General features: G+C 37.7%; 10 protein-coding genes. 2 read left to right on the top strand and 8 right to left on the bottom strand.

The window, feature by feature from the left end; all coding sequences use genetic code 11:
* From F6K27_RS30745 to F6K27_RS30715, 7 genes are all read right to left on the bottom strand, one after another.
* Positions 1–209: NADH-quinone oxidoreductase subunit H (locus tag F6K27_RS30745; RefSeq protein ID WP_287300953.1), on the bottom strand; the 209-nt coding region annotated here is incomplete at its 3' end.
* A 266-nt stretch (positions 210–475) separates the two neighbouring features.
* Complete coding sequence (locus F6K27_RS30740; protein WP_124145769.1) at positions 476–937, bottom strand: GAF domain-containing protein; 462 nt, start codon at positions 935–937, stop codon at positions 476–478.
* Between the two features lie 329 nt (positions 938–1,266).
* Entirely contained in the window at positions 1,267–2,727 is a 1,461-nt protein-coding gene (locus F6K27_RS30735) for a chloride channel protein (RefSeq protein ID WP_287284395.1), read from the bottom strand.
* Positions 2,728–3,348: 621 nt separating this feature from the next.
* On the bottom strand, positions 3,349–4,491 hold the full coding sequence (locus tag F6K27_RS30730; protein WP_287243774.1) for a citrate synthase: 1,143 nt from the start codon (positions 4,489–4,491) through the stop codon (positions 3,349–3,351).
* Between the two features lie 692 nt (positions 4,492–5,183).
* A complete protein-coding gene (locus F6K27_RS30725; protein ID WP_287284398.1) occupies positions 5,184–5,396 on the bottom strand; it encodes a hypothetical protein in 213 nt (70 codons plus the stop codon).
* 3 nt (positions 5,397–5,399) lie between these two features.
* Complete coding sequence (gene sixA / locus F6K27_RS30720) at positions 5,400–5,900, bottom strand: phosphohistidine phosphatase SixA (RefSeq protein WP_287277259.1); 501 nt, start codon at positions 5,898–5,900, stop codon at positions 5,400–5,402.
* A gap of 335 nt (positions 5,901–6,235) precedes the next feature.
* Positions 6,236–6,733 (bottom strand): HNH endonuclease, encoded by a 498-nt coding sequence (locus tag F6K27_RS30715; RefSeq protein ID WP_124145772.1) that lies wholly within the window; start codon positions 6,731–6,733, stop codon positions 6,236–6,238.
* A 560-nt stretch (positions 6,734–7,293) separates the two neighbouring features.
* Between F6K27_RS30715 and alr the strand changes: the two genes are divergently transcribed.
* Complete coding sequence (alr, locus tag F6K27_RS30710; protein WP_287277257.1) at positions 7,294–8,511, top strand: alanine racemase; 1,218 nt, start codon at positions 7,294–7,296, stop codon at positions 8,509–8,511.
* A 628-nt stretch (positions 8,512–9,139) separates the two neighbouring features.
* Entirely contained in the window at positions 9,140–10,138 is a 999-nt protein-coding gene (locus F6K27_RS30705) for a glycosyltransferase family A protein (RefSeq protein WP_124145774.1), read from the top strand.
* Positions 10,139–10,292: 154 nt separating this feature from the next.
* On the opposite strand, the gene F6K27_RS30700 is transcribed toward F6K27_RS30705, so the two are convergent.
* Positions 10,293–10,877 carry a GAF domain-containing protein gene (locus F6K27_RS30700; RefSeq protein ID WP_287300952.1) on the bottom strand — a complete coding sequence of 195 codons (585 nt, stop codon included), beginning with the start codon at positions 10,875–10,877 and terminating at the stop codon, positions 10,293–10,295.
* Positions 10,878–11,032: the final 155 nt, after the last annotated feature.

The raw sequence follows: 11,032 nt of genomic DNA, 5'->3' as shown, positions 1-11,032 counted from the left end.
GGACCAATGAATTCTGGGCCAATTCTTTGTTGAGCTGCTGCGGAGATTTTTCGCTCTAGCCACACTGTTACTAGAACACTAACAGTAGCAGCGGCAATCATTAATAACATGGGTAATGGTAGCCAAACGGTTCTGGCTATTTCTGGAGATAGGCCCAAGTCTACGAGAGCTTGAATAAATGTTCTTTGTAGATCGATTCCTGAATTCATTTAGAGTAGGCTTCAATAAGTATTATTACTTTGCTTGTTGATTTTATCAGAAAGATAGGGTTCTGGGATTAGCTAAACCTGATATTTTTATAGAGCATGGATAATTGATAATTGATAAAAGAGGTTGACACTTTTAAAATGTCCAAGTGAATTAAGTAATGAATATTGGTCTATAAACTTACAAAAGAGGGAATAGGGAATAGAGGGAAATAATTGATTATTTCTGTACGATAATTGATTTAATTTTTTATTGTTGGAGATATCTATTATAAATGTAATAGAAACTTTCCTAAACTTTCGGCTTGACTTGTTGCTATTTCTATAATTTTTGTATCTTTAGAATGAGTTTGTGCCGTAAAAAAAGCCAACACTATCAAAACTTTATTTTGTGTAATTACAGGTACAGAAAAGCCACTTTTGACTCCAAAAGCTTTCGCAATTTGATTGCGTAAAAAATATCCCTCAGATTCGATAGTTACGTCTATAATCCATTCCGGTTGTTTTGATAACCAAACTCGTCCTGGTAAGCCTTCACCCCTAGATAATATAAAATCTTGACTACAAACCCAAAATTGTTCTAAATCCTTGTTGCCAAAGCCGGAATCAATATAATAGCTGGAACTAAGTTGTAGTAGATTTTTATCTTCATCTGGTATCCAAGCTTCACCATAAGGAAAATCAGTTGATACACAAATTTTTTCTAGACTTATAGTAATAGTTTCATTCATGGATATAGGTTTGGTTTATCAAATTATATAATGTCAGATTTAATAGTTATAATTAGGGCTTACAAAAGCATTAACTTATGAATAAAAGTGCCTTTTTGTGCCTTTGAAAAGTGCCTTGTATCACGTCTAAAACCCTCAAAAAATTAGTATTTTAGGCGCATAGTTTGGCAGAAAAATCAGGATATTATTCTTTCGAATACTTCCTCTATAACTCCCTATTTATCCTGACTCTTAACTACTTCCTGCCTCAACAAAAAGACTTTTTCAACAAACCCTAACTATATATTTTACCGAATTATTAATTATTAATTATCAATTAATGAAACTCCCTATTCATGTAGTGCTGTTTTAATAAGGCACTGTGGATTTTCGACTTGTTTTCTAGGGCGTTGAGTTCTTAACAAACCAATACTGCTAGTCAATATAAAACTGGTAAAACTAGCGATCGCTATAATCGGAATTATTGATGTATCAGATAAAACGCTCAAAATAATCGAGGTGCTAATCGGAGTTTTGGTAATCGATACATTAATGGCCGCCATGCAACATAACATTGCAATAGTTGGATGTACCGCTGGAATCAAAAAACTGATGGCCAACCCTAAACTTGCTCCTGTGAAAAATAGGGGAAAAATAAAACCCCCTCGAAATCCACCATGAATCGTGAAACTAATGGCCACCATTTTAGCCAGACAAATTCCGAGTAACGTTACAACTGTAAGTGTAGTAGCTGGTTCAATTAATTGAGTTTCAATTTGTTGCTCGCTAAAGAAGAGAGTTTGGGGATATAAAACTGCCAACCAACCAATTCCTAATCCTCCCAAAATTGCTCGCCAAATATGCCTATTTTCAATAGGTTGGATGGCCAACTCTGTGAGTCGAAAAATCCCAATAAACAAAATTCCAGCTAAACCACCAACTATTCCTAGAACTCCAGCTTCCAGAAGATTTAGCCAACTCAAAGCAGGAATACTATCAAAGTAGTCAAAGCGATAGATACCTCCAATTTCTAACCCAGTGCCAAACCGAAACACACCAAAACTAAAAATCCCTGCAACAACCGCCGGAATAATTGCTTCATAATACTGAATTCCGCGACGATGGGGAATCTCCAGGGCAAATAACGGGCCACCAACCGGATCGCCAAAGAATGCTGCTAATGCTGCACCCATACCACAAAAGGTCAGAACTCGTGTTTCCTTCAGACTCAAATTCAGTTTATCTGCAATCCAACTTCCTAAACTACCATTAATTTGTACCAGAGGTGCTTCAGGTCCCAAACTTCCACCAGCAGTAATTGATACTAAAGAAGTGGCAATCATTCCTGGTGTTTGACTTGGTTCCAAACGACCAGGATCGTGAATTTTATCAATCACCTTTGCCATTTCTCCTGGTTGACCAAAGAAATAGAGACACAAGCCAACCCCAAACCCTCCAATTGTTGATACAATCCAGGTGTAGTTCCATGCTGGGAACCAATCCGGGAAAATTCCTGTGAAGTAGTGCTTCCCTATTTCCCAGACCAACTCCAAACAGTGTTCTAAAACAAAGTAGTAAGCTGTAGCAACTAATCCCCCGATAATGCCAACAGCACTGGTATAAAGCAGAACTTTGGAATACAACAATTCTTCAGTTGGACTGCTTAATTCTAGTTCGTTGTCTTTGACATTTTGATTATATATACTAGGAAAAGACCATTTAATCTCCCTCTTAATCAAAATCTTCTGGGTAAGAAATCCAACTGCTAGTACGAGAAAGCTGATTACAAAGACAGAAGCAAAAATATTCATAGGTCAAAAAAATCATTAATAGTTTCCTACTAATAACGACTTTTAGTAACATCCTTGACATCTTCCCGAAGCTGCTCTTGAGATACTGTGCAGGATGAACAATCTATGCTACACACCTATGCGTTTTTGGTTCCTTCTGTCATACTCTTTCTTCCAGAGGAGTTACACTTTTCATGTCCCGTAGCATTTCATGTCGGCGACAGTTGAAAAAACAATTTCTGAATTATCCATTATCAAATAGTTCATAAAAATATAGTCACATAAGACATATCCTTTATTTTGCAGGTGTTACCTTGACGCTCGTGAACTACAACACCCTATATCCCATAGCTAAAAGCATTTGGGGCTACTTTTTCTTTTCCTCTTTTTTGATGATCTCCCTGATTCAATTTCTACTTGGTCATAATACAGAGTCTTGGACGTAGGTTCTGATGTGTCTAGAGGTAGCGTGTCAGTCCAGTAATTTCACCCTATTGAACTCAGATCGTTGACTCTTGAGGCTATTTGATTTTCTATCATCACAGACATTGTTAGATTATGTCAATAGTCGCCCAAAATTCTGGAGACAAAACAAAATATTGTACTACATAAGACTATATTTGTTTTGAATGTTTATGATACTTAACGTTCTTGAATAGGAGTATAAGAAATATTATGCTCTCCTGTATAAATTTGTGTAGGACGAAAAATCCGATTTTCTTTTAACTGTTCTTTCCAGTGAGCTAACCAACCAGCTACACGAGCTATAGCAAATACTGGTGTAAATAGATCGCTAGAAATGCCTAATTTTCGATAAACCAAACCAGAATAAAAATCCACATTTGGGTAAATTCCTTTGTGGCCTAATTTTTCCTCTACAGCCTTTTCCATCTCTAAAGCTATCTCATAATATTTGTCGTAGCCAAACTTATCAAATAACTTTTCTGCCAGTTCCTGAAGAATAATAGCTCGTGGGTCTTTCACTTTATAGACTCTGTGACCAAAACCCATAATTTTGGCCTTAGTCTCCAAACATTTTTCTAGATATGGCCTAACATTTTCTACTGAACCAATTTCGGACAACATAGTAATAACGTCTTCATTAGCACCCCCATGTAGTGGACCAGCTAAAGTTCCCACTGCCGAAGCTATAACTGCATAAGGATCTGTCAAAGTAGAAGAAGTTACCATAGCTGAGAATGTAGAAGCATTAATAGTATGTTCAGCATGGAGGGTCAGACAAACATCAAATACCTGTGCTGCTAATGGATCGGGTTCCCGTTCATTCAGCATATATAAGAAGTTGGCTGCATAGTCCAGGTCATCTTTTGGCTGTACAGCATCGTTACCTTTACGCATTAACTGGAAAGCAGCTACCATAGTTGGAATTTTTGCCAGTAACCTGATGACTGCAGACCTAATATATTCTGGGTTATCAAGGGCACGGCGAGAATAAAATAAACCTAAAGCTGCTGCTGAAGTCTGTAGAGCGTCCATTGGATGTCCAGTTTCTGGGAAACATTTCATCATGTCCCGAATTCTATACTTAATTCTTCTGTGATAGCGAATGTCATACTCAAAGCTTTCTAATTCTTCTTTGCTAGGAAGATAGCCCCAAATTAATAAATATGCTGTTTCCAGAAAAGAACTCTTTTTTGCCAGTTCCTGAATATTAATGCCTCGATATTCCAGTACTCCTAGCTGTCCATCGACGTGACTGATACTTGATTGGGTAGCGGGAACACCTTCTAAACCTGGTTTAAATTCGATACAGACGACAGACATTACTATACCTTTTACTTAGTTAGAATATTGTCACCTTATACTATCAACTAGCTTAGTTGTGTTGTGGTTTTGACAATAATTTATTAATAATTCTGGCTATTGATACTCCTACCGTTAAATCATAGAAATAATATTGGCTTCAATTCCTGCAAATATTGGCTTCAATTCCTGCAAATATTAGAAAGTATTTCATTAAGATATCGATCTATTTCATAGTCTAAAAATTGCTTTCTCACAATTCGTCGCTTATCATGATTTAAAGTTAATATATTCAACAAAAATATTGTCTGCCCAGTCACAGAGTTTGTGGGTTAATTTAAAATGCCAACCACGTCTATTCTTGGATATTTTTTCCTGTAGTATTGCTATTGGATTCTTGAATTTTAGGTAATTATTTGAACCTATATTTTTATTTTTCAGTCTTCTTTGCCACAAATGTTAACTATTAACTGATAACTTATAGCTAAAATGACTATCAAATATATAGCAAGGAACGAGCTAGTATTTGACTTATATTGATGATCAACCTGAGACAGAGGAAAACTTTTTTCACTGTTCCCTGTTTCCTATTCCCTGCTGTGCAATTAATTTTTTTTTTGAATTTGGTTTAATTAGGGTTTGCTGATTAAATCTAAAAGCATTGACATATAAAGATTTTAACCTTTTTGGGGTAGAATTGTAGTGCGCCTATTTCAGTCTAAAACGCTCATGGATGTTAGTATTTTAGGCGCATAGTTGGGCAGAACAATCTTGGGAGAAAACTTAGCTCCTACCTCCTCGCTCATTCCCATTTCTCCCCTCCTGGGAGGGGTTAGGGGTGGATTGTCTCCTGTCTCCTGTCTTCCCCTCCTAGGAGCAGTAGGGGTGGGTTGTCTCCTACCCCTACCAAAAGACTTTTTCAGCAAACCCTAATTAAGTAGAAATTTTGGTGGTGTCAACCAAAACATTTGACTATTACCTACTGGTGAACCAACTTCAGGCAAGGAAATACCTATAACCCCTGCTTTTTTTAGTATCAAAACTTGTCTAGCTTCTCCCCAGATTAAAATTTCTGCCCAATTTGCTAAGTCTGGTTGATGGCCTACAAGAGCTAATTCTCTATTTTCTTGAAGTTGCCATGTTTTTAGCCATTTTAGCCAGATATTAATTTCACCATCAGGAGCTAGTGGTAAAAATTCTTCTACTTTAGAACTTAATTTATTTTCTTGAAGAATTTTAGCAGTTTGATAAGCTCTAACTAAAGGACTGGTGAGAATTAGGTTGAAATGAAGACCTAATTTTTTGATTTGTTGAGCAATTTTGTGAGTTTTGCGATCGCCTGTTTCCGTCAAAGGACGTTCTGAATCTGTGGGATAATTTTCTGCATCTGCAGCTATACCGTGACGGATGAAATAAACATTTATACTCATAAGCTGTTCAGCATCCAGACTATATTATCAAATTTTTGTGAGAGAGAATGAGCTTTTAGTGCAACTGCTATGCAAAAGTATACAGGGAGAGTGGCAAGGGTGAGGAGATGGGGAGAATCTAGACAGGGTCTGGTTTGAGCATATGCTGCATTAATCAAAACTGATGCACCCTCCTTTTTAATAAAAATACTAACTGTAGCAGTCTAAAGAAGCTGAAAACTCAAACAAAGTCAGATTTTTCCTTCTGCCTTCTGTCTTCTATTTTTTTTTCTGTCTTTTGCCTGATATTGCTATTTTCCATACAAAAAACCCCTGCCTTCAGATGGACAGGGGCTTCATAAACCAATCACATATTTTTTCCATTCCTTATTCCTACCACTTTTAACGTGTTTAGTCAATTCAAAGTAAAGGCCACTATAGGGTTTTCGAGGAAGATAATGCAAAGTCATATTCGCCTCTTTTGGGGTACGATTACCTTTGCGGACATTGCAGCGAACACAAGCAGTCACAAGATTTTCCCAGGTATCGCCACCACCACGCGATCGCGGGATGACATGATCTAAGGTTAAATCATCGCCTGTATAATTACAGTATTGACAGGAATGACCATCTCGGTGCATAATGTTTCGGCGTGTCAAAGGAATATCCTTATAAGGAACTCGGACGTAGTATCGCAGTCGAATAACTGTAGGCAAGGGAATATCTGGCAGGATATATACCCCATTATGTTCAATCTGCTCCGCTTTACCTTTGAGCAACAAGACGATCGCTCGTCGCCAACTCGTGATATTGAGCGGTTCATAAGAAGCGTTCAACACTAAAACATTGGCCATTGATATTTCTGAAAAGATAATATTTTCTCATAGATTAACACAATTGATATTTGTTGGGACAAAAGTTTAGAGTTATACCAATTTGATCAATGTTTGCTACAAATAGCTAGGATATTTCTTAGGAGGACTGAGTCAGGAGGACCGAGTCAGGAGGAATGAGTCAGAATTAATGGCTTTAATACCAGTTTTTAGGTCAGAATTTATCTTTTTAGTCCAAGAGAAATCTCCTATAAAGTAGGGGGGGATGGCAACTTGCTAACGCAAAGCTGCCGCGAACACCCTTACAGCCCTGATTATTCGTAACATTCTTTTTTTTAATTGGTATTAAACAATTTTCTGACAGACAAATTTAAGGTATAAAAAATTTTTGGCGTTGCTGATTCTGGGTATGATTTGATAATTTTGTATTTTGTATTTTGGATTGTTTAAACTACTTGTTAATATTAACTGTTCCCTATAAAAATAATCTTCCCGAGCTGTAGCTATATAACCTGATAATCACTAATTATGGTAGCAAATAGTTTTAATAGGAAAGTTAATTAATTGAGGAGTGAATCAAAATGTTGAGTTGGGAAAATGCTTCTTTTAAAACTCTAGTAACAGAAAGCTTAAATCAGGACTCGATAGAAAGTGATGCTTATGGAGGGATTTGTCAAAGAGCTTGGGTAGAAATTAACGACCAGGCATTGGCCTATAATGTACGACAGCTTAAGAGTATTCTATCAGCAAAAACTAAATTGATGGGAGTAGTTAAAGCAGATGCTTATGGCCATGGAGCGTGTCAAGTATCTCAAACTATTTTAGAGGCAGGTGCAGATTGGTTGGCAGTCGCAACAGTGCCAGAGGGAATAGAGTTAAGGTTAGCTGGAATTGAAGCACCAATTTTAATTTTAGGAGCAACAGACCGACCAGAACAAATTCAAGCGATCGCTCACTGGCAACTTCAACCAACTATTTGTACCCCTCAGCAAGCTTTAGTTTTTTCAGAGACTCTTTCCCATTACACTAAAGCAATGCCAGTGCATCTGATGTTGGATACAGGAATGTCTCGCTTGGGAATGCCTTGGCAAGAAGCAGTAAAATTTGTACAATTTGTCCAGAGATTACCAAATTTAAAAATTGCTAGTATTTATTCTCACTTAGCCACTGCAGATAGTCCTGACCAAACAGTGATGAGAAAACAGCATCAAAGGTTTGAGGAAGCAATAGATTCGTGTTGTATTGATAGAGAAGGTTTTTCTAGGGATGTGCAGCTTCATTTTGCTAACTCGGCAGCTACTTTAACTGACTCTGCTTTACATTACGATCTGGTACGAGTGGGTTTAGCTCTTTATGGTCTTTATCCAGCACCTCATTTGCATCAGAAAGTTAATTTAAAACCTGTAATGCAGGTTAAAGCTAGGGTGACACAGGTCAAAACTATTGAAGCAGGTACTGGTGTTAGTTATGGTTACCAATTTATTGCCAAAAAGCGGATGCGTTTAGCAGTGGTAGGTATTGGTTATGCTGACGGTGTACCTCGTAATCTTTCTAATAAAATGAAAGTTATTGTGCGCGATAAATTGATTCCTCAAGTTGGAGCTATTACTATGGATCAATTAATGCTGGATGTGAGTGATATTCCTGATCTAGAAACAGGTGAAGTAGTCACTTTATTGGGAGAGCAAGGTAAGTATCAAATTTCTGCTGAAGACTGGGCAAATACTTTAGGGACTATTTCCTGGGAAATTCTTTGTAGTTTTAAGCATCGACTACCTCGTGTAGCAGTTGAGAAATAGCACTCAGGAGTCAGGAGTCAGGAGTCAGGAGTCAGGAGCTTGATTTTTTGGTGGTAGTGCATTGTAATAGTGGTCTATTGTAATTATTTTGGTTAAGGAGAATGGTAGTGGGAGCATCTTGCTCCCGTACTCGCGGGCAGGATGCCAGTACTAGAGGTTTTTCATCCCCATCTACCATTACGCGAGCAGGACTACCGATTTTTTGAACTTGCTGTAATTCTCAAAGAATTTGACATCCTCTCCCGTTATAATCTTTGATTTAACGGGAGATTCCCAAACCTCGCCGATGCGAGGTTTACTGCTTGAGTGGCACTTATCTAGACTGTTGTCAGTCCCCGACAGTAGGCCAACGAGCGTCAATTTGCTCTACGATCTGCAAAGGCCGCAGTGACACCTCAGTGTTATCATGTTCCCATTGTATCATAATTCTATCTCAATAGAGTGCTTATTGTTTGTTTGGTCGCGATTCATCTCCCGGTAAATTGGAGATTATACCGGGAGTCCTCAAAGCTCCATTTTTGATAGAAACTTTCCATGGAAGGTATCTACAATATCCAGTGTTCCCTCTTGAATTTCCACCTACGAGCTAACACCTACCACCTACCACCTACTACCTAAGTCTATTAAGATGTCAACTACTACTAAAACTCCACGGGTAAGCGTAATTATACCCGTTTACAATGGCGATCGCTATATTCGCCAGGCCATCGAAAGTATTTTATCCCAAACTTATCAATCCTATGAAATCATTGTCATTGATGATGGCTCCACAGACAATACCTCTTTAGTCTTGGAACCTTATTTTAAGGCTATCCGTTATATATATCAAAAAAATCAAGGGGTTTCAACAGCTAGGAATCATGGTATAGATCTGGCGCGGGGAGAGTTAATTGCTTTTCTGGATGCAGATGATTTTTTTCTACCGGATAAACTGACTGCCCAGGTAGGGGTATTTGACGCGCAACCGAATTTGGGAATTGTTCACAGTGGGTGGCGCAGAGTGAATCAGGATGGTGAAACTATTAAAGATGAGACTCCCTGGGATTATGTTCCTAAATTGGATTTAGAGGCATGGTTACGATGGAAACCAATAGGCACAATGGGTACTTTGATGTTTCGACGAGATTGGTTGCAACAGGTGGGAAGTTTTGAGGCGGGATTAGGTCAAGCGGAGGATGTCGATTTAGTATTGCGTTTGGCTTTGCAGGGTTGTGAGGCCGACTGGTTGCGAGAGTCTACTGTTTGTTATCGTCAGCACGACCAAAATACGATGCGGGATGGGAGATCTCAGGCACGGTCTATTAATGGGGTTTTGGATAAGTTTTTTGCCTCGGAGTCTTTACCTTTGGAAATTCAGTTATTAGAAAAACAGGTGCGTTACAATACTTTGGTGTGGAGTTCTTGGTATTTGTACTATACGGGTTTCTATTCTGAGATGGTGGAATATTTACAAAAGTCTTGGGAATATTCTTCTTTTTTACCTGTGGGAACAGTGATTAATTGGATTGATAGCTTTACAGGATTTTCTGAGAATGTAGGGGATGATTTAGATGCTGATCGATTAGCTAAAACTTCTGAGTGGCAAGATTTAATGAGTTGGGTGATTAGTCATAGTGAAGTTTCTTGACTCCTGAGGGCGAATGCCATTTGCTAACGCAGAGCTGCCGCTAATATCATGTTCGGTAGAACAGTTATAATTAGGGTTTGCTGAAAAAGTCTTTGGTCTAAAGTCTTGAATTGTTAATAGAGATATCAGCTTGAGCAGACAGTATATTTAAAAGTTAGACTCGTTTTGAGGTAAATGCACCTGTGGTTAAATTATTTTCTAAATAAATAATTCCTCTTAATTTACCTTGATTAATTAAGGGAGTACAGAGAATAGATTTACTTTGTGTGGCGATGATATAAGGGTCATCAATAAATTGTCCTTCCTGGAGTGCATCATTAAGAACAATATTTTCTTGAGTGCGAATTACATAGTTAATAATAGTGATCGGTAAAATGGGAATAGATGTTTCTGGGTCTACAAATTCTATCGGAATAGATTGTGATATTGTTACTTCGTTGCTATCTATTTTTCCTTGAGCTTCCATCACCCAACGACCTTTATGCTTGAGAATTAAACAGCCTTTTTGCGCCCCTGCATTTTCGATAGTAATTTTCATTAAATTGTGCAGAAGATTTTCCAACTTAATTTCACCAGAAATTGATTGAGATGCTTTAATCACAGTTGTTAAATCTAAAAGTTCTGCTTTACTGCTGGAAGTAGAAAAGGTAGTAGTAGTTGTTTCTTGAGATTCTACTTTTTTCTGTAGCATTTCTGAGAGTAACTGAGAGGATATCTGTAAAAAAAAGATTAAAATCAAATAACAAGGGGGTAAAACCAAGAAAATATAATATCATGTTCGGATGATAACTTATAATAAAGCCAAAATCATTACAGTAGAGGTATTCAAAGTTGATGGCCGAAAGGATTGCGATCGCCAACTACCTAAGTGCTCAAGAGTTACTGGTTCATGAT

Origin of the sequence: Okeania sp. SIO2F5 (genome assembly GCF_010692685.1) — a bacterium.
In the GTDB taxonomy this organism is placed as follows: Bacteria; Cyanobacteriota; Cyanobacteriia; order Cyanobacteriales; family Microcoleaceae; genus Okeania; species Okeania hirsuta.
The sequence above is the reverse complement of the archived record's forward strand: the minus strand, read 5'-3'. Positions and strand labels throughout refer to the sequence as shown.

Bases quoted from the DNA above. Each gene is read 5' to 3' on its own strand.
- F6K27_RS30740 (WP_124145769.1), bottom strand. From the start codon at position 937: ATGAATGAAACTATTACTATAAGTCTAGAAAAAATTTGTGTATCAACT.
- F6K27_RS30705 (WP_124145774.1), top strand. From the start codon at position 9,140: ATGTCAACTACTACTAAAACTCCACGGGTAAGCGTAATTATACCCGTT.
- sixA (WP_287277259.1), bottom strand. From the start codon at position 5,900: ATGAGTATAAATGTTTATTTCATCCGTCACGGTATAGCTGCAGATGCA.
- F6K27_RS30730 (WP_287243774.1), bottom strand. From the start codon at position 4,491: ATGTCTGTCGTCTGTATCGAATTTAAACCAGGTTTAGAAGGTGTTCCC.
- F6K27_RS30735 (WP_287284395.1), bottom strand. From the start codon at position 2,727: ATGAATATTTTTGCTTCTGTCTTTGTAATCAGCTTTCTCGTACTAGCA.
- alr (WP_287277257.1), top strand. From the start codon at position 7,294: ATGTTGAGTTGGGAAAATGCTTCTTTTAAAACTCTAGTAACAGAAAGC.
- F6K27_RS30715 (WP_124145772.1), bottom strand. From the start codon at position 6,733: ATGGCCAATGTTTTAGTGTTGAACGCTTCTTATGAACCGCTCAATATC.